Origin of the sequence: Campylobacter massiliensis (assembly GCF_014253065.1) — a bacterium.
Classification (GTDB): domain Bacteria; phylum Campylobacterota; class Campylobacteria; order Campylobacterales; family Campylobacteraceae; genus Campylobacter_A; species Campylobacter_A massiliensis.
In genome coordinates, this window is record NZ_JACLZK010000001.1 from 324,052 (window position 1) to 343,406 (window position 19,355).

At 44.6% G+C, this 19,355-nt stretch carries 17 protein-coding genes; 3 read left to right on the top strand and 14 right to left on the bottom strand.

Translation table 11 applies throughout. From position 1 onward, the window contains the following. Position 1 precedes the first annotated feature (1 nt). Positions 2 to 1,072 carry a tetratricopeptide repeat protein gene (locus H7R39_RS01565; protein ID WP_185897672.1) on the top strand — a complete coding sequence of 357 codons (1,071 nt, stop codon included), beginning with the start codon at positions 2 to 4 and terminating at the stop codon, positions 1,070 to 1,072. A 48-nt stretch (positions 1,073 to 1,120) separates the two neighbouring features. On the opposite strand, the gene H7R39_RS01570 is transcribed toward H7R39_RS01565, so the two are convergent. The 13 genes from H7R39_RS01570 to H7R39_RS01630 all read right to left on the bottom strand — a co-directional run bounded on the left by H7R39_RS01570 (position 1,121) and on the right by H7R39_RS01630 (position 16,141). Continuing rightward, positions 1,121 to 1,630 carry a flavodoxin family protein gene (locus H7R39_RS01570; protein WP_185897673.1) on the bottom strand — a complete coding sequence of 170 codons (510 nt, stop codon included), beginning with the start codon at positions 1,628 to 1,630 and terminating at the stop codon, positions 1,121 to 1,123. Then, entirely contained in the window at positions 1,627 to 2,850 is a 1,224-nt protein-coding gene (locus H7R39_RS01575; RefSeq protein WP_185897674.1) for a radical SAM protein, read from the bottom strand. Before H7R39_RS01575 ends, H7R39_RS01570 begins: the two co-directional genes overlap by 4 nt. Beyond that, positions 2,851 to 3,624: an energy transducer TonB gene (locus H7R39_RS01580; RefSeq protein WP_185897675.1), complete on the bottom strand. Its 774-nt coding sequence runs from the start codon at positions 3,622 to 3,624 to the stop codon at positions 2,851 to 2,853. Continuing rightward, positions 3,624 to 4,445 carry an ABC transporter substrate-binding protein gene (locus tag H7R39_RS01585; RefSeq protein WP_185897676.1) on the bottom strand — a complete coding sequence of 274 codons (822 nt, stop codon included), beginning with the start codon at positions 4,443 to 4,445 and terminating at the stop codon, positions 3,624 to 3,626. Before H7R39_RS01585 ends, H7R39_RS01580 begins: the two co-directional genes overlap by 1 nt. Before the next feature lie 31 nt (positions 4,446 to 4,476). Continuing rightward, complete coding sequence (locus tag H7R39_RS01590; RefSeq protein WP_185897677.1) at positions 4,477 to 5,244, bottom strand: ABC transporter ATP-binding protein; 768 nt, start codon at positions 5,242 to 5,244, stop codon at positions 4,477 to 4,479. 1 nt (position 5,245) lies between these two features. Continuing rightward, positions 5,246 to 6,226 carry a FecCD family ABC transporter permease gene (locus H7R39_RS01595; RefSeq protein WP_185897678.1) on the bottom strand — a complete coding sequence of 327 codons (981 nt, stop codon included), beginning with the start codon at positions 6,224 to 6,226 and terminating at the stop codon, positions 5,246 to 5,248. Further along, positions 6,216 to 8,180, bottom strand: a complete 1,965-nt coding sequence (locus H7R39_RS01600) for a TonB-dependent receptor (RefSeq protein ID WP_185897679.1) — start codon at positions 8,178 to 8,180, stop codon at positions 6,216 to 6,218. Before H7R39_RS01600 ends, H7R39_RS01595 begins: the two co-directional genes overlap by 11 nt. 50 nt (positions 8,181 to 8,230) lie before the next feature. After that, positions 8,231 to 8,653: an ExbD/TolR family protein gene (locus H7R39_RS01605; RefSeq protein ID WP_185897680.1), complete on the bottom strand. Its 423-nt coding sequence runs from the start codon at positions 8,651 to 8,653 to the stop codon at positions 8,231 to 8,233. After that, positions 8,631 to 9,260 (bottom strand): MotA/TolQ/ExbB proton channel family protein, encoded by a 630-nt coding sequence (locus tag H7R39_RS01610; protein ID WP_185897681.1) that lies wholly within the window; start codon positions 9,258 to 9,260, stop codon positions 8,631 to 8,633. Before H7R39_RS01610 ends, H7R39_RS01605 begins: the two co-directional genes overlap by 23 nt. A 175-nt stretch (positions 9,261 to 9,435) precedes the next feature. Then, positions 9,436 to 11,526, bottom strand: a complete 2,091-nt coding sequence (locus H7R39_RS01615) for a TonB-dependent receptor (protein WP_228724702.1) — start codon at positions 11,524 to 11,526, stop codon at positions 9,436 to 9,438. A gap of 320 nt (positions 11,527 to 11,846) precedes the next feature. Further along, entirely contained in the window at positions 11,847 to 12,116 is a 270-nt protein-coding gene (locus H7R39_RS01620; protein WP_185897682.1) for a DUF2470 domain-containing protein, read from the bottom strand. Positions 12,117 to 12,255: 139 nt separating this feature from the next. Then, positions 12,256 to 14,295 carry a TonB-dependent receptor gene (locus H7R39_RS01625; protein WP_185897683.1) on the bottom strand — a complete coding sequence of 680 codons (2,040 nt, stop codon included), beginning with the start codon at positions 14,293 to 14,295 and terminating at the stop codon, positions 12,256 to 12,258. Positions 14,296 to 14,560: 265 nt separating this feature from the next. Then, on the bottom strand, positions 14,561 to 16,141 hold the full coding sequence (locus H7R39_RS01630; RefSeq protein WP_185897684.1) for a cyclic peptide export ABC transporter: 1,581 nt from the start codon (positions 16,139 to 16,141) through the stop codon (positions 14,561 to 14,563). Positions 16,142 to 16,238: 97 nt separating this feature from the next. Between H7R39_RS01630 and H7R39_RS01635 the strand changes: the two genes are divergently transcribed. Next, a complete protein-coding gene (locus tag H7R39_RS01635; RefSeq protein WP_185897685.1) occupies positions 16,239 to 16,859 on the top strand; it encodes an IMPACT family protein in 621 nt (206 codons plus the stop codon). Positions 16,860 to 17,425: 566 nt separating this feature from the next. After that, on the top strand, positions 17,426 to 18,538 hold the full coding sequence (gene msrA / locus H7R39_RS01640; RefSeq protein WP_185897686.1) for a peptide-methionine (S)-S-oxide reductase MsrA: 1,113 nt from the start codon (positions 17,426 to 17,428) through the stop codon (positions 18,536 to 18,538). Positions 18,539 to 18,792: 254 nt separating this feature from the next. Here msrA and H7R39_RS01645 read toward each other — a convergent pair whose 3' ends face one another. After that, on the bottom strand, positions 18,793 to 19,041 hold the full coding sequence (locus H7R39_RS01645; protein WP_185897687.1) for a chemotaxis protein: 249 nt from the start codon (positions 19,039 to 19,041) through the stop codon (positions 18,793 to 18,795). Between the last annotated feature and the right edge of the window lie 314 nt (positions 19,042 to 19,355).

The following is a 19,355-nucleotide window of genomic DNA, read 5'->3' on the forward strand; positions in this document are numbered from 1 at the left end:
CATGCAACTTTTTTATGATTTATTTGTTAAATTTGGTTTAAATTTAAGCCAAAAATCCATAAAATACTATATAAAATTTAAATGGAGTAATGTCATGAGGAAGATCTTGTTGGTGTTTGCGATTGCGAGTAGTTTGTCTATGGCTTGTGCGGAACAGACGAATCTTGAAGCAGAAAAATTACAAAGTGAATGCTATAAATCAGATAATAAAAAAGCTGGGGTAAGTTGCTCTAATCTTGGGCTTTTATATTATAATGGCAAAGGTGTTGAGCAAAATTATAAAAAAGCGATCGAATTATATTCTAGGGCATGCAACCTAAAAATTGGTGCCGGATGTTCTAATCTGGGGCTTATGTATACAGGTGGCAAAGGTGTAGAACAGGATTATCAGAAAGCAATTGAACTATATGTTAAAGCTTGCAATATGAAAATTGGTGGAGCGTGTCATAATCTTGCTGTTATGTATGCAGATGGTAGTGGTGTAAAACAGGATCATAAAGTGGCATTCGAGCTATACACTAAAGCTTGTGATTTGAATGAGGGGGCAGGATGTTTTAATCTTGCAAACTTTTATTTATATGGGGAAATTGTAAAACAAAATTCGCAAAAAACAAGCGAGTTATACTTTAAGGCTTGTAGGCTTGGTGTAGGATGGGGTTGCTATAATCTAGGACGATTGTATGATAACGGCGATGGTGTAACTCAGGATAACAAAAAGGCAAGCGAGGTATATTTAAAGGCTTGCAATTTGAATCATGCTATGGGATGCAATAAGCTCGGGGTTATGTATGAAAAAGGGAGAGGTTTTTATAAAGATTATAAAATAGCGAGTGAATTATACCTAAAGGCTTGCAATCTTGGAGAGAGCGAAGCCTGTTCTAGTATTAGAAGTTTTTATGAATATGGCGTAGAAGGTATAGTGCAGGACAAAAAAGTAGCCAAAGAGTACTATCGTAAGGGTTGTGATTTGGGCAATAAAGTCGGTTGTGATTTGAATGAGAAAGTCGGTTGCGACTTAGGCTATAAAGTCAGTTGTGATAAATATAAAAATTGGATAACTAAAAATAAATGACCGAATTCTGAATTTAATTCGGCCATTTTGTTATTTTTGGCGGAAAATTTATATCCCTCTAAACGCCGCTTTTGCGTTTTCTAGGTCGTTTGCGTCTGGGTGAGTTGCGGCTCTAGCCCATCTGGCTTCGCGCTCAGGAGTCACGGCGTAGCGCGGGTCGTTTGGTGCTGCTTCGCCCATTTTGCGTAGTTGCTCGATGACTTTTGGATCGATCGCGCCTTGGCAGTAAAACTCGCGTAAAATTTCATTCTCGCCCTCGCGTAGCACGACTTTTGCCTTTTCTAGGCAGTTCATCGCGTGCTCGTGCTCGGGATCCATGCCAAGCGTCATGAAAACGCCCGTTTTTTTGCCCTTTATCTCGCGTAAAAAGCGTTTAAATTTAGGCTCCGCGTCGCCCTTATCGACGTAAAATCCAAGCGCGATAAAGTCGTAACCGTCCAAATTTAGGTGCAGATCCTCGGTAAATTTGATCGCCTCACAGCCAAGCTCGTTTGCGATGGCAAGACCGACTTTTTCGGTATTTCCAGTCGCGCTCGTGTAGATAACTATTTTTTTCATTCAAAGTCCTTTTGTGAGATATTTGCTACTTCGGTGCCGATCGACATACCCCAAAATACGCCGTCCGTCGTGTAGTTTAAAAAGCCGTTTTCTATGTGCATATAGCCTTTGCTTTCGCATTTTTTGAAAAATTCCGTTAGCGCGCTAAAGGTCTCGTCGCTAACAAAGCTTTTTACCTGCGCGAGGTCGATTTTCGGGTACATAAAGAGGCTTTTTAGCCGTCCCTCGGCGCGCTGCTTGTCGTCTACTTTGTTTATCATACGCATTTTTTCTTTAGCGTTGTAGATGTCGTAGTAGCCCAGCTTTCCGCCCGAGCCTCTTCCAAGCGGCAGGATATCGGCGCCTTGGTGGCTTAGGCGGATATACTGATAGCGGTCGCGGCCGATGCGGTTAAATTTAGTATGCTCTAGCACCTCGTAGTTGCCCGTGCCCAGTAGCTTTTCAAAGAAAGCGTTGTGTAGCTTATGCTCGTAGTTTACGTCGTAGTAGTCCTGCGAGACCGTCTTTGCAAGCTCTGATTTCTCAAAAAGCTGAAGCGAATAAAAGCTCGTGCTGTCGATGTTTAGCTCATCGACTAGGCGGGCGTCTTCTAGCACCTCGTCTATCGTTTGGTCTGGGTAGTTAAAGATAATGTCCGTGCAAACCATGCCGCTAAAATTTTGCTTGATCATTTTTAGGTGCTCTATCGCGCTTTTTTTGTCGTGGACGCGGTTTAGCAGCTTGCGGCCTTTGTCCGAAAAGGTCTGCACGCCGATGCTAAAGCGGTTTACGCCTAAGCTTTCTAGTAGGCGCACTTTGCTCAAATTTAGATTATGCAGCGTGGTTTCTAGACTAAATTCGCAGTCGTCCGAGATATTAAAATTTGATCGCAGAGCCGTGATAACCGGTTCCAGGTGCTTTTCTTTTAGTATCGTCGGAGTTCCGCCGCCAAAATAGACGCTACGGATATTTTTAGCCTGCAGATACGGAAATTTACCGTATTTTTCGATCTCGCCCAGCAGATACTGCGTGTAGCTGTCTAGCTCGTCTTCTAGCTTTGTGCGGTTCATCGAGCAAAACGAGCAGATATTATCGCAAAAAGGCACGTGGATATAGATCACGCCGTCCTTTTGCGCGGGTAGTTCCTCGGTTAAAAATTTCTCCACCTCGGCGTTAGTCGCCATTTTTATTTTTTTGGGACGCGTCGGTCCTGCGTGCCCCTTTTGTCTGGTTTCAAACATCTATTCCTCCGTTTTGAACTCGTAAGGTTTGGTAATTATACAGTGTGATATATTTTTTAACGCTTTAATTTCTAACTCCTTTGTTATTTTTACCGCCTCGTCGTTAAAGATTTTATTTTTCCCGCGCACGGCTATGATCTGTATCTGCCCTTCAAATTTAAAATCGACTTCGACCTTAAACGTCCCGCTTAGCCGCAGCATGATCGCTTTTTTGGGATATTTAGCCTCCGGCTCGCGCGCCACGGTAAAGCCCACGCCCTCTTTACATGCGTTTTGCTCTTTTGCTTCGCCGCTCTTTTGCGCGGCGGGTTGCTTTGCGGGAGTTAAATTTGAGCTAGGCTGCGCGCTTTGCTCGGCGGGTAAAATTTGAGTCGGCGCGGGCGCGAGTGTGGGTTCAAATTTAGGCTCGTCTTTTACCGCTTGCGCGGGCTTTGGCGAGATTTGTTTTTTTATTTTCGGTTTTGGCGGTTGCTTTTTCTCCTCTTTTGGTTTTATAGGTTCGCTCTCTACAGGCTTTGGCTCAGGTCGTGAAATTTCGGGCTCGGGCTCGGGCTCAAATTTGACCGGTTCGGGTTGCGTTTCTTGCGGCCTTTCAAATGGCTCTGCGCTTTGAGGCGGCACATACTCTCTAGTCTCTTTGCTGGGCTCTTCTTCCGTCAAATTTAGCTTGATCTTTATCGTTTCTTGCGGTTTTGCGATCTCTATTGGGCGCGAGTTTAACGGCAAAAAAAGTAGAGCTAAATTTAGGACGAGCGAGACTAGAAAATAGCGCATTATTTGCTTAGCATCTCGTAAAATTTATCTACGGCTTCGCCTATGCGAGGCGTTCCTCTAAGTAGCAGCGAGGAGGGCACGGTGAGTACTTTGCCTTTTTTTGCGGCGGTCGTTTTTTTAAGCCCCGGTTTTTGTTTTAGGAAATTTTCGCCACCCCCGCCCATACCGCCGATAACGACGATGTAGTCCGGATTTTGCGATAAGATAAACTCGGTCGAGACGATCGGAGTCGAGCCCTCTACGTTATCGGCGATGTTTTTTTGTCCGAGTTTGGTAAAGATATCGCCCGGCAGCGTCTTTGAGCTAAAGCCGGTAAGCGGCGTCGAGGAAAATACCGCTAGTATCTTTTTGCCCTTTACCTCGCTGTTTGCAAAAGAGTCGATTTTGGATTTTATCTCGCTTACGACTTCGCTCGCTTTTTGCTCTTTGCCAGTTACTTTGCCGATTTCTTCGATATTTTTGTATATATCGCCGACGCTATCGGCTTTTAGCGTGAGTGTTTTTAGGTTAAATTTAGCAAGACTCTCGTTTACGTTTGCCGAGTGAAAGCTAGTGACGACGAGATCGGGCTTTAGCTCGACGATTTGCTCGATATTTGGCTTCGTGTAGGTGCCCACGCTTTTTAGCTTTACGGTTTGATCCTCGGGCCAAATTTTAGAAAACTGAAGCGTAGCGATGGCCGCTAGCTGATCCTGCGCGCCTAGCATATAGACTATCTCGACGACCGAAGGGTCTAGCACGACTAGCTTTTTTGGCGCGTTTGCGGTTAGATTCGTCAAAAGACAACTAATGGCAAGTAAAAATGCCGCGACTTTTTTCATAGAAAATCCTTTCAAATTTTGATTTATCAATTTATCGCTTTACGGGCACTACGAACGGCATGTCGTCGTGTTCTAAAATTTCGCAGTTTAGCCCGTAAATTTCATATAAAATTTCTTTCGTATAAAGCTGCTTTGCCGTGCCTGCATAGCGTATCTCGCCGTCTTTTAGCATTACGAGCTCGTCGCAAAACATAGCGGCTAAATTTAGATCGTGCAGCACTGCTACGGAGAGTAAATTTAGCTCTCTAGTTAAATTTTCGCAGATCTTTAGCATCTGAACCCCGTAGTTTAGATCTAGCGCGCTCGTAGGCTCGTCAAGAAGCAAAATCTTTGGCTCGCTAACTAGCGCTCTAGCTAGTAGTACGCGCTGAAATTCGCCGCCGCTTAAAGAGTGGGCGCTGCGTTTGGCAAACCGCTCTACGTCAAGCAGGCGCATGATCTCGTAGGTTTTTGCAATATCGTTTGCGTCGTATCCGCTAAACTGGCTTTTTAGATGGCAAAAGCGCCCCGTCAGCACGATGTCCTCGACCGTAAGAGGCATGCTTAAAACCGTTTTTTGCGGCACGAAGCCTAAAATTTTAGCCAGCTCTTTTAGCGAATAATCCTCCAGCTTTTTGTTTTCCAGGGTTATTACGCCGCTATTTGGCGATAAAATTCTTAGGATATTTTTTAAAAGAGTGGATTTGCCGCAGCCGTTTGGGCCCAAAATCCCTACGAATCGACCGTTTTTGAGGCTTAAATTTACGTTTTTTAGTATCTCTTTTTTGCCGTAGCTAAAGCATAGTTTTTCTACTTTCACCTTATATGCTCCTGCTTGAACGGATAGCTAAAAATAGAAAAAACGGAGCGCCGAAAAACGCCGTAACCACGCCGATAGGCACCTCGGTCGGGCTTAGGACGCTTTTGCCTATCGTGTCGCAGGCTAGCAGGAAAAACCCGCCCGCAAAGGCGCTAATAGGTATCAAAATGATGTTACTCGAGGTTTTTAGTATCATGCGTAGCGTATGCGGGATGATGAGCCCCACAAAGCCTATCATGCCCGTAAACGCTACCGAAAACGCCACGGCTAAGGATGAAACGATAAGTAGGCGTTTTTTCATCTTTTCGACGTCCACGCCTAGACTTTGAGCCTCTTCGTCGCCGCTTAGTATGACGTTTAACTCAAATCGCTTAAAGTAAAAATACGCCATAGATAGCACGAGAGGAACGCTGATGTAGGCGATCTTTTCCCAGTTTGCCGAGCCTACGTAGCCCATCATCCACGCTACTATCTTAAAGCTATCCTCGCCGATGAGGTAAGTCGCAAAGCTCGTAAACGCGCCCAAAAACGACGAAAACGCGATACCGATGATAAGAAGCGTGGCGATGGATTTGCCTTTTTTGGAGAGTTTAAAGATCAGCACCGAAAGTATCGCCGCGCTAAAAAAAGCAAACACTCCGTAGTAAAAATCGGGCAGCTTTAAAAGATAAGCCGCCACGGCGCCAAAGGTCGCGGCGGAGGCGATGCCGATGATGTAGGGGTCGGCTAGTGGGTTTAAAAACACGCTTTGCACGACGACGCCGGAGCTTGCTAGAAGCATACCGATTAAAAAGGCCATGATGACGCGCGGCAGGCGGATTTCTAGCAGGATGGTTTCTTTTATCTCGTCTATCTCGCCGCCGCTTGCAAATTTGATTATATCTTGCCACGAGATATCGGCTCCGCCGAGACTAAGCGAAAATATAAAAAGCAGCGCCGTAAGCACCGCCAAAACCGCCGTAACTCCGTTTTTAGTAGGCATACTTAAACTCTACGTAGTAGTTTCTGTCGCGTGCGGGAACGTCTATGTCGATGTCGTATTTTTTATCTAGCAAATTTTTCACGCCCGCCGCTATGGTAAAGCCCTTTAGTGTCCCGTAGCTAACGCCTAGATCGACCGTAGTTCTTCCGTTTACTTTTTTATACGAAGCCGTCTTGTGGCTAGAGCCGTATTTTATATCGGTCAAAATTTTAAATTTCCTAATCGGTTCGTAGTCTATACCTAGTATAAATTTGCTCTTTTGCACGTAAGGGATCTCTTTGCCTTTGTCGGCGCCTGAGGAAATTTTAGCCTTTACGTAGGAGAAGGTTTGGCTAAGCCTTAGGCTATCTAGCAAGTACTGCTCCGCATAGAGCTCCGCGCCGTAGCGTCTGGTTTTGGTTAGGTTGTAGTATCTCCAGCCGTCGGTGATGCTTGGTCCCAGCGTTTGTCTGCCGATTTCGTCTTTGGTATCGGTTAAAAATAGCGTCGCGCTAATAAATTGACCCCAAACCAAATCTTTAACGCCAGTTTCGTAGGTCTGATAAACTTCCGATTTTAGATTATTTATACGGTACGTTGTGCGGTTTATCTTGTCTATTAGCTGCACCGGCGTAGGAGATATGAAGCCGCGTTCAAATTTAAAATACAAATTTCCGCTGTCGGAATATTTAAAATTCGGCGTTATCTCGTAAGCGTAGTTGTTGTTTTTCTTGTTTCCTCGCATAGGCATGCCGGCTACCGGTAAAACGGAGTTGCCCATTATTCTTTTTTGATTACTAAAGATATCGTAGTCGGCATTTTCGTATCTAGCTCCGGCGCTAAGCGAGAAAACGTCGGTAAAATCGTGTGTCTCTAGAAAATAAAACGAGTGCGTTATCTTTTCTATATCGTAGATGTAGTTAAACTTCATAGGTCCGGTTGCAAAGTCTAAAAATCTATCGCCGGTGTTTTTTTGATAGTCGTAGCCGCCGATAAAATTTCCGCTGCCGTATTTGTATTTGGCTTTGAAATTCGCTCCGTATTTTTTGTCGTTAAATTTAGAGTCGTCCAGCGTCGTTTCTATTTTTTGATAAAACGGTGTAACGCTGGCTTCTATTTTTTCGAAATTTACGCTGTAATCCCCACTAACGCCTACTCTTTTTAGCACGTTTGCAGAGTTTTCGCCCGCACCCGCACTTCTTCTGTTTTGTGCTAGCTGAGCCTTGGTCGGGCTTGGAGAGATGCTTTGTTTTTCTTTATAGTAGCTTGGATTTATCGAGATACTTTGAAAATCCGAAATTTTATAGGTTATGCCTAGGCTTGCATATTTGCCGTTGATGTCGCCGCCGTATCTATACGTGTTTTCTTTAAAGCCCTTTACGTTAGCCTTTAAAAACAGTCGCTCGGCTACGGTGCCACCTACGTTTAAATTTAAGTCTTTGTAGCCGTAGGAGCCAAGCTTGCTTGAGACTCCCGCGTAAAAATCCCTAGGTCTGGTCTTTGTTATAATGTTTATGACGCCGCCCCTAGTGCCGTTGCCGTAGAGCACGGCTCCACCGCCGGGGATTATTTCCACTCGCTCGATATCTTCGATAGGGATCAAATTTACCCGCACTGGATTTGGTGTGGAGTCGATCATATTCATTGCACCTACGCCGTTAACCAGCACCTTGACGGCGATGTTTGATTGATTGCCCTGACCTCGCATGTCCACCGTAGTACCCGCGCCCCAGTTTACGAAGCTAACTCCCGCGGCTTTATCTAAAATTTCCTCTAAATCGCGATATCCGCGGTTTTTCGCGTCCTCTTGAGTTATTACCGTCACGTTTCTGGCTTCGTCTTTTAGCGCGCTCTCAAAGCCCGTCGTAGTTATAACGGTGGCGTCTAGTCTCGTAGAGCCGCCCTCTGCGGCGTATAAATTTATGCTCGCTATCAGCGAAAGCGCGATAGCTCCTTTGCTTGATTTGGTAATCATAGTTACTCTCCTTGGTTAAATTTACAGGGAGATAAAACAGGGTTCATTTTCTATCCTTTGGATTTTTTCTTGATATTTAGCTCGACGTTTTGCGTGCCGTTATCTTTTAAAATAGAGATCAAATTTACGACCTCGCCGTAGTTTATAGCCTCATCTGCGTTTAGTTTGACGCTCTCTTTTTGCTTCGGGGTCAAATTCGCGATTTGTGCGGCTAGATCCGTTAAATTTAAGCTTTTTTGCTCGCCGCCTATACTCAAAAGCACTTCGCCGCTAAGCAGATAAAAAACCTCGACGTTTTTGGTATCTTTTTCGTCTAAATTTGATGCGCTTTGGGGCAGGGCGATGTCGATGTGGGCAAATTTGTTAAAAGAGGTCGTAACCATAAAAAACAGCAAAAGCACGAATATCACGTCTATCAAATTTAGCATCGAGATGCCGGCGTATCTTGCTTTATCTCTGCGGACATACTTCACAGCTTCTCCTTTCAAAACTGCGGCCAAACAGGCTCATAATGCGGTTTAGATCGTTTAGGATGAAATCTATCTTTTTGCTAATCATAAGAAAAAATATCACGCAAGGAATCGCCACTATGAGCCCAAAAGCCGTCGTATAAAGCGCCTCGGAGATGCCGACTGCTACGAGCGGAGCGTCCACTCCGCCGCTAAGTCCGCTAAAGGCCTTTATCATACCGACTATCGTACCAAGAAGCCCCAGCTGCGGGCTCGCGCTCGCGCAAAGGCCCAGTATCCACGTGCGCCGCTCAAGCGAGGTTAGCTGCGTGGATACGGCCTCCTCGGCGATGTAGTCGATCTGCGTTTTACTCGCGCCTTCGCCTAGATTTTCCGCGACAAAAAGCGCGGTTTTAGCAAGCGAGTTTTTGTAGCCTTTGCAAAATTCTTTGATTTTTGCGTAGTCGCCTTCTAAAATCAGATTGCAAAGCCTGATCTTAAACGAACTAGTCGCATCTATCTCGGTAAATAAAAAATACGCTCCCTTTTCAAGAAGCACCGCAATACCGAGCACCGAGAGGCAAAATATCGGCCACATAAAGATGCCACCGACTTCTATATACCCAAACATTTTAATCCTAATATTAATTATCAAAAGCTGTTTATTATACCGCCACTATTATTAATCGGTAATAAAATTTGACGAGATTTCATAGCGTTAAATAATAAAATCCAAATAACATTTCGCAGAAAAACGTAGCGTCCAAAAAGGCAAATTTAGGGCACAGAGCCCTAAATTTAGCGGTTCAGTAAGTGTATTTAAACTCTACGTAGTAGTTTCGCTCGTTTGCCGGGCTATACTCGTAGATGCCGGTTTGGCTGTTTTTGCCTTGGTAGTCGTAGTATTTTTTGTTAAAGAGATTTTTTACGCCTCCGGTTATGCCAAATCCATTTTTAAATTTATACGAAACGCCCGCGTCCACGATGCTGCGAGATGAGATGTCGTCGTAGTTTAGGTCCTTTTTCTTGGAGTAAAATTTATAGTCCGCAAACAGGTGCAAGTCGCTTACGATCTCGTAATCCGCGCCGAATATAAATTTGTGTTTTGACACGTAGGGCACCTCTTTGCCCGCGTTATCGCCCTTTTTGATCGTGGCGTTTACGTAGGCGTAAGACTGGCTCAAAATCAGCCTATCAAAGAGATTTTGCCTGCTAAAAAACTCAAATCCGTAGCGTCTGGTTTTTGCGATGTTGTAGTATTTCCAAGCGTCTCCGTGATTGGCCCCTAGCTCGGCGTAGGCTATCTCGTCGCTAGTATCGGTTAAAAACACGGTAGCGTTTACCGGCATGCTTGCGACGTGATCTTTTAGTCCGATCTCGTAGGTGTTAAATTTCTCGGATTTTAGGTCGTTAAATTTGTACTGTTTGGTTACCTGATCCTTGTCGGTTAGCTGAGAAGGCGAGGGCGAGATGTAGCCGTGCTCAAATTTAAAATATACGTTTCCGGTGTCGGAGTATCTGAAATTGGGCGTAAACTCAAACGCGTGGTTGTCGATATCTCTGCCGTCGCTTATGGCGTTGTAGCTAGTCATCGGAGGAAAAGGCATGCCGTTTCTAAAGCCTTTCATATCAGAAACCCTGCTGGCCTCGTACTGCGCGCGCTCAAATCTATACCCAAAGCTTAGATCAAAAAGCTGCGTAAATTTATGCTTTTCCATAAAATAAAACGCGTGAGTGGTCTTTTCTAGATCAAGCGTCGTGTCGTGCTTTAGGCTTATCACGGGCGATGTTTTTACCTCGTAGTGCGACTCTCTATCACCTTTGTTTTGCTCGTAGTCGTAGCCAAAGATAAACTCGCCGCTGCCGTAGTCGAGCTTATTTTTAAAATTTACGCCGTATTTTTTATCGCCGAAAAGTCCTTGCGACGGATAGCGCACGCCGCGAGCCGACTCGGTCGAGGAGGTTTTGATTTTGATTTTTTGATAATACGGCATCAAATTTACCGAGTAAAAGTCGTTAAATTTGCCCTCGTAAACGGCGCTAACGTCGATTTTTTCGTTTTCAAAGAGCTTTGTTAGGCCGTTATTGGCGTTTTGTCTGCGGTTTTGCGAAACTTGATCCTGGGTTAGGGTGCCAGGATCGTTTCTTTTTGATTTAAATACGCTAGGCGTCAAATTTAGCGAGTGGGAGTCGTTAAATTTGTAGTTTAGCCCGCCGCTTAGGTAGTATCCGCGCTCCTTGTAGTCGTGCCTATAGCCTTTTTGACCGAACGCTTTGCCGCTAAATTTTAAAAACAGATCCTCGCTCACATTTCCGCCGACGGTGGCTGCGGCGTCGCGGTAGCTATACGAGCCGATTTTTGAGCTAACGTTTGCGAAAAAATCTCGCGGTCTTTGCTTGGTGATGATATTTACCACGCCGCCTCTAGTGCCACTGCCGTATAGCACGGCTCCGCCTCCGGGCATCACTTCGACCTGCTCGACGTCCTCGATCGCGATCATCTCAAGCGGTATGATGCCGTGCGCCGCATCGACCATATTTATCGGCACTCCGTTTAGCATGATTTTTACGGCCATAGTAGGCGTCGCGCCGTCTCCGCGCATGCCTTGTCCGCGCATATCTATGTTTTCTCCTAGGCTTGAGGTGCTGACGAAATCGACGCTAGGGATCTTTTCTACGAGCTCTTTTATCGTGCGGTAGCCGTAGGCTTCGATGTCTGTTTTGGTTACGACGAATATATTTCTAGTCTCTTCTTTTAGCGCGCTTTCAAAGCCCGTCGCCGTTACTATAGCCGCGTCAAGCGTGACGTTTTGGGTTTGCGCGTTTAGGCTTGCGGCTGCGGCTAGCGACAAAAGTATAAATTTGCTGCCTTGCGAGTTTGATATTTTTTTACTCATTTGAACTCCCTTTGGTTTTATCATAATTAATAATGATAAAAATTTTCGTTATTCTACTGTTTTTGGTATTAATTAATAATTAAAATCAGTTTATGTAAGTTTAATTTGTAAAATAGAAATTTGTGCGAGATTACGGATTTAAATTTGCAGACGATTTTGCGCGTTTAAAAGATGAAATTTAAAGATCAAATTTGAAAGGCTTAAAATAAATTTGACGCGAGGTAAAGCTTGGAAGGTTTTAAATTTGAGAGTTAAATTTGGCGTAAAAGCAAGCAAACGCGGTAAATTTGTGCTCCGGCTAAAGAGGCGCAAGGGAGGATTCAGCCCTCCATGCTGTTTACGATGTTTATGACCTCGTCGCGTAGGCTCTCGACCGTTAGTTCGGCTTTTTTCTCAAACGGTACAAACACCTCGCCTTCGTCGCAGGCGATATGCATGCCGTCCTCGGTGATATCGGTCATTTTGACGTTTTGCGGGTTCGTAAAGCCGCCGAATTTTGCGCACATATTCTCTGTAAGGCCGATGAAGTTATCATTCATCATTCCTAGCGCCATCTCTTTGGCTTCTCTTGCTTCCTCGCTTAGCTGCATTATGTCTCCTTATTTAAAATGATATCCGTTATTTTAACCATTTTTAGCTGAAATTTGTCCTTGTGTTTATATTCTAAAAGAAGGATCGCAAAGCAAATTTAAGGCAAGCCGGTCGCCGACAAGGACCGGTTTGCGAATTTTAATAAGTATATTTAAACTCTACGTAGAAATTTCTTTCCGCGGACGGGTAATAAACGCCCGCTCCTCTATTTGCCGCGCTGTCATAGTAGGAGTAATATTTTTTATCAAAGAGATTTTTGACGCCGCCGGACAAGGAGAAATTTTTAGTGAATTTATATTTTGCGGAGAGGTCGACTAAGGTTTTTGCGCTCATGTATTCGTAACTGCTGTTTAAAATTTTGGAATAATTTCTCAAACTCACATATATATTAAGCGTTTTGATCGGCGCGTAATCGACGCCCAAAACGATTTTTCTTTTCGCTACGTAAGGTAGCGACTTTGTTTCCTCTTTGCCTTGTCTCGTAAAAGTAGCCTTTGAATCTACGTAGCTAAAGGATTCGGTGAGTTTTAGTTTGTCGCTAAATAAATTTTGTTCCGCATAAAGCTCCAGTCCGCTACGCGTCGCTTTGTCTAAATTTATATATTCTCTTTCGAATATCCTTTGTCCAAGTCCGTGCAAGGGGTCTTTCCACTTTAAAAATATCATGTCTTTTGTGTAGGTTTTAAATACCGTAGCGCTGAAGAATTGATCAAAAATGGTATCTTTTATGCCTATTTCAAAGCTTCTAAAGGTTTCTGGTTTGAGGCCGTTAAATTTAAATTCAGTATGATTATCTACCTTTACGACGTCGACTAGCTCTTGAGGGGACGGGGAGACGAAGCCTTTTTCAAATTTAAAGTAGACGTTTCCGGTGTCCGAATATTTAAAATTCGGAATCACGTCAAAGGCGTGACTGTTAGTGTGTTTGCTTTGGTGAAAAGCCGGTCTTTTATTGGCCTTGCTTTCAGGCCTTTTTACATCGTATAGGGCCCTTTCGTATCTGGCTCCGCCGCTAAGAGAGAACCAGTCGGTAAAATCGTGCTTTTCGACGAGATAGGCGGAGTATATCGTTTTACCGAGCTCATCGCCTTGAGATAATTTATCGAATATGTCTTCATAATCATATCCGAATACCAATTCGCCGCTGCCGTATTTAAATCTATTTTTAAAATTTGTCCCGTATTTTCTATCGCTAAATTTGGTTTGATATGAGCGTTTTACGGCGCCGGCTCCTACGATTTCGCCTTCTTGGGTATATTTTGTTTTTAAATAATACGGCATTATGTGCGTTTGAAAGCTGTCGCTAAAATCGATCGAATAATCGATGCTAAGATCGGTTTTGGTATATTTTTGCGGATCTTGCGTTTCGCCGGATTGTCTTCTATCTTGCTCGACTTGTCGCAATGTGAGCGGGCCGCTTTGGTTTTTTAATTTTTGGGAGTAGTAGCTCGGAGTAATGGCGATATTCTGTTTATCGTTTATCTGATAATTGAGCGCTCCGCTGAAATAATGTCCTTTGTTTTTCTCTTCTTTTCTGTAGCTTTTCGAGTCAAAGCCTTTTGCGCTAAATTTTAAAAATAGATCTTCGCTAACGGGTCCGCCTATGCCAAAGGCGAGGTCGCGGTAGCTATAGGATGCAAGTTTGCTCGAAGCATTTACGTAAAATTTGCTCGGTTTTTTCTTTGTGATGATATTTATTACACCACCGGTCGTGCCTCCGCCGTAAAGCACCGACCCGCCGCCAGGGATTATCTCTATCCTTTCTATATCTTCGACGGCGATGAGGTTAAAAGGCGTCGTGATGTTGCCGTGACCGGCTTTTAATACGTTTAAATCCATCCCGTTTACTAGCGTCCTGACGTTTGTTTTGGCGTAGTCGCCTTGCCCCCTCATGTCTATCTCTTCAGCGCCGAATTCTCCGGAGTTCCTTATATAAATGCCGGGCGCTCTCTCAAGCACCTCCGTCACGCTCGCGTAGCCGCGGTCTTTGATCTCTTCCGAGGTTATTATGTAGACGTTTTTGACCTCGTCTCTTAGAGGTGTTTCAAAACCGGTCGATGTTATGACGGTTTTTTCAAGTTTCGTATTTTTCTCGTCGGCTGCGTATAAATTTACGGCAACGATCAGAGACAAGATGTAAACTGCATTTTGGCGTCTGCAATATAGACCCTTTTTCATCGTTTTCTCCTTAAAAAATATTTTTATATAAATTTAGTAAGCGTAAATACAAATATATAAATATGGATTATAATATGCTCAAATATTATAACTTTATTCCTTAATTGATAATTAAAATTGATATTTATATAATATAAAATAAGCATAAAATAACTGATAAATAATCTATAAAAACGAGCTTGATTTTAAAATGCAAAATTCTGGGATTATTCGGCGGTTATTTGCATTATTTTATGAACTACTAAGGTTTGTAAGCGATGGCGAGTTATTTTATTTTACTTATTTGCCCGTTTCGTATCTCGTAAATTTTATCCGCCGCATCAAAGTACGCATCGTCGTGGCTGATTGCAAAAACGGTGTAACCTTGCGCCTTAAGCCCCGGCAAAAACTCCGTGTAAAAATGCCGCCTAAACTCTGGGTCTTGGTCGGCCGCCCATTCGTCAAGGATCAAAAATTTGCGCTTTTCAAGCAGCGCTGCGACCATGGCGAGGCGCTTTTTCTGCCCTTGAGAGAGATTTAGCGTGCTAAAATTTCCGTCCTTGACGCTTACTTTGTTTTCTATCGACATCTTTTTTAGCAGCACCTCTATCAGCGTCTCATCGTCGCTCATCACTTCGTCAAAGAGATAAAAGTCGCTAAACACAGCACTGATCGTATTTGCGTAGCTTTTTAAATTTGACTCGGTGATCTTGACGTCATCTGCGAACATCTCGCCGCTTTTTGGCGCTAGAAGCCCGGCCAGGATCATAAATAGCGTGCTTTTGCCGCTGCCGTTTTTGCCGATCAAAAACACTGTCTCGCCGCGACTAATCTCCAAATTTATATCTTTTAGCGCAAATTCGCTCCCCTCGTCGTAGGCGAAATTTATATCTTTTAGGCGTAGTTTTTGCCAAATTTGCGGAGCCGTCTCGCCCAGCTCAAATTCCGGCTCAAAGGGTGCTAGGTCTAGCTTTTTTAGCCGCTCGTAGGCGATACGCGCGCGAAATACGCTAGGCACCGAGTAAAGCAGCATCATAAGCGGCGCTCGCAAAAAAAGTATCGCCAAAGCCACCGTGATCGCGTCTTGTAGGCTTGCGGCGCCGCAAGCTAGGCAAAAATATATCTCGATTCCCACGGCGCCTAGCATCACGGTGTTTAGCCAGTTGCTCATAAAGGATTGATGGATCTCTGCTTTTACGATGTTTTCGCGCAGGCTTTTTGCGTTTGGGATAAAGCGGTCCCAAAAAAGCCGCTTCGCGCGGGCTAAATTTAAGCTAAGCTCCCTGTGTCCCTCGATGCAGGTCTGATAGTCGCGGTACAGCGCGTCCTCGCATTTGCGGTATTGTTCGAAGTATTTGTGGATATTTTTGATCGAGCGCTTGCAGATCCACGTCGCCGCGCTCGTCCAAAGCACCAAAAACACGAAAATCTCGGCCGAGATATATAGCACGTAAGCGCCTGTCGCACCGATGATGAGCACGCCTTGGATGATGCTTGGCACCTGCATAAAGCCGTCTGTTAGGCTGCGCACGTCGCTTGAGAGCGAGGCGATCAAATTTGACTTGCCTGCGGCTACGATTTTTTGATTTGCGGTATCTAGGATTCTTTTTATCGTTTTGGTTCGCAGCTCGTAGACAAAGTCGTTGCCGATCATGCTAAGAGCGATGCGCGAGAGCACCGAAAAACCCAAAAACAAAATCAAAAGCGCGAAAAACGCGAGCAAAATTTGAGCGTCTTGTTCTTTTAAATTTAAGAGGTATTTGTTGATAAAGGCTAGTATTAGGATCCCAGAGCCGCTAAAAACGGCGCTAGATACGATCATAGCGATGATTTGCCAAAGCGTTTTTTTTGAGATTTTTTTAAACATTTTCATTCTTTTTTGAGAGCTTATTTCATTTTAGCCGCCATTTTATAAGAATATTTTTAAAATTTCGCTAAAATCGGGCTTTATTTAAAGGAGAAAATTGCAAACGGTTTTGCGGGTCGTATCGACCAAAACTGAAGCCAAAAAATCGACGTTTTTATGCTTTTTGTGCCCGATTTGCGAGTTTAAGGCCTTGCACGAGCAACTAAAAGCGGAACATCCGAAGGCTGCGCACGTCGTGTGGGCGCTGCGCGAGCGAAACGGCTACGGCCAGATAGTGGAAAATCAAAGCGACGACGGCGAGCCAAAGGGCACGAGCGGCCAGCCCTCGCTAAACGCGCTTAGAGGCGCCCGGCTCGTAAATGCGGGTGCGCTCATCGTTCGGTATTTCGGAGGGATAAAGCTAGGCACGGGCGGACTCGTGAGAGCCTACGGCGCAGCGGTAAATGCGGCGATAGAGGAGGCCGCCGGCTGCGGCGTGCTAGTTAAATTTGAGATAAAATCGCTTTGCGTGTTTTTTACGCCGTACGCGCTTGGATCGCGCTTTGAGAACTATTTTGAAAAGCGAAATCTAAGCTTTGATCGAGAATTTAACGAGGAGGGCGCGATCTGGCGAGCGGAGTTTAACGGCGCCGAATTTGACGAATTTCAGGCATTTGCGAGCGGGTTTGAGCAGGAGGGGTTTAAATTCTACGCCTTGCCGTTAGCCGCGAGAGAGTAAATTAAGAGGCAAAATTCACGTTGGGTTTATGGTAGGCGGTTATAATTTCGCCGATTTTGTCTAAGGCTTGCCTCTTGCGCGCCTTTAAATGATTTCGTAAATTTCGCCCTGCGACAGACTATATGTCTAGTCTTGGGACGAAATTTACTTCAAGACATTTAAAATCATCGCAAGATACTTCGCCTTATCGTTTTACGCTCAAATTTGCAGTCAATTTTGCAAATTTGACTCGCCGAGACCCGCATCTTGAAAATGTAAAATTTTTAAACATGCGGCGCAACAGCGCTAAATTTAACCTGCACGCAGTGCAGCAACATCTCACGTGCAGTGGGGATGGTCGGGGGGTTGGGGGCGGAAGGGGCGACGCTTCGTAAGTAGGTCTGCTTGCAGTTACGAGCCACAGGCGAAGTAAAGCCCCTTCCGCCTCCCAAAAAAAGAATTTGAAAATCTAGTGTTTGACGATAAATTTGGCATTTTCAGGGTGCAGGTCTCGGTGCATAAAATGCAAAACCGTCAAATTTGCCCGAATCAAATTTAATCAAAAATTTAAGCCAAAAGGAGCGAAAATGCTTGGCAAAACGTTAAAAACGGTTGGAATAGTCGGCGCTTTGGCGCTATTTTTAGGTATATTTTTAAATTTACAAGGAGAACAGATGAATCATAAAACAAAAGAGCCTGCGGCCGCGAACAAAACGATCGTGCTAGCGGGCGGGTGCTTTTGGGGCACGGAGGCCTATCTAAAACAGCTTCCGGGCGTAGTTAGCACCTATACGGCCTATGCAAACTCAAAGGTGCCAAACCCTAGCTACGAGCAGGTCTGCACGGGCGACACGAACGCCGTCGAGGCCGTCTGGGTCGAATACGACGAGTATGTGATCGATTTGCCGCATTTGCTCAAATTTTACTTTAACACCATCGATCCCACCAGTCTAAACAAGCAAGGCGGCGACCGCGGCACGCAGTACCGTACGGGCATTTACTACACCGATGCGGCGGATGAGCCGGCGATCAGAGCCTTTATCGCCGAGCAGCAAAAAAACTACAAAGCGCCCATCGTAACGGAGGTCGCGCCGCTAGAAAATATCTACAAAGCCGAGGAGTATCATCAGGACTATCTGGACAAAAACCCGCACGGCTACTGCCACGTGACCTTTGAGAGCCTGCCTAAAAAGGGCGAAATTTTGAGCGACAAAAAGCGCGATATGAAGCAAAATTTGCAAAACTACAAAAACAAAGACGACGCAACGCTAAAAAATGAACTAAGCGCCATCTCATACGACGTCGTAAAGCACGCCGCGACCGAGCGTCCGCACAGCAGCGAGCTAAACGCCGAGGAGCGCATCGGTATCTACGTCGATATCACCAACGGTCAGCCGCTTTTTAGCTCGTACGATAAATTTGACGCGGGCTGCGGTTGGCCGAGCTTTACAAAGCCGATCGACGCGAGCCTGATCGCCGAAAAGTCCGATCTATCGCACGGCATGGTGCGCACCGAGGTCAAAACCGCGATGTCGGACTCGCACTTGGGGCACGTATTTGACGACGGTCCGCGCGATAAAGGAGGGCTAAGATACTGCATAAACGGCGCCGCGCTGAGGTTTGTGCCGAAAGAGGAGATGGAGAAGGAGGGGTATGGATATTTGATACCATACCTCGACGCGCAGTATTCTGCCAAGTAAGGCTTGTCTTTTTCCTTTATACGTCGTTGGAAATTTCGCCGAAGCTCGGTTACGTATTTCGTATACGCGCCCTCGCTCGGCTTATTTCCGCCTCGTCTAAAGAAAAAATACTTCACCTTGTCGTTTTACGCTCAAATTTGGACCACCGAGACCCGAACCGCAAAAACGTTAAATCTTGTTTTTATTCCTTATTGTGAGTAAAATTTTTCTCGTCCTTAAAGAAAGAATTTAAGAGATTTAAATTGGGCGGAAGTTTATCCTTTATACTCTTTTAGCGCCTTTATCCCTTCGCACTCTTTTAGTTCCGTAAAATCGACATGCAGTTTTTCGTGGATTTTAAAAATTTGCACTCCGACGCCGGTAAAATCGCGGTAATAATCCTTAAATCTTGGATCATTTTTTGACATCTCGATAAAATTTTTAACCAGCTCGCCCGCCTCTTTTACCATATTTACTATCAGCTCATCGCTTTTTTGTAGTAAATTATTTACGCTTTCACCCATTAGCATTCTCTCCTTGTGGTGCTACATTCGCATCTATTTGTTTTTATATTTAGCTGTTTTTTCGCAGTAGTAAATGATATGGATAAATGTTATCATAGAAATATTTATCTCATTCTTAATAAACGATACGCAGCGGTAAAATTGAAAAATATGTCGGCATTTTCGTAGCGCAAGCCTTATAAATAGTCGCTAAAAAGATAAGCGGTAAAATTTAAATCCAAGCAGTAAAACCGAGTTAAATTTGCCGCTTGGATTTGCTTTCAAATTTAGCGAGCGTCAAATTTGCCCGCCAAATCAAAGCTAAAATCAAAAAT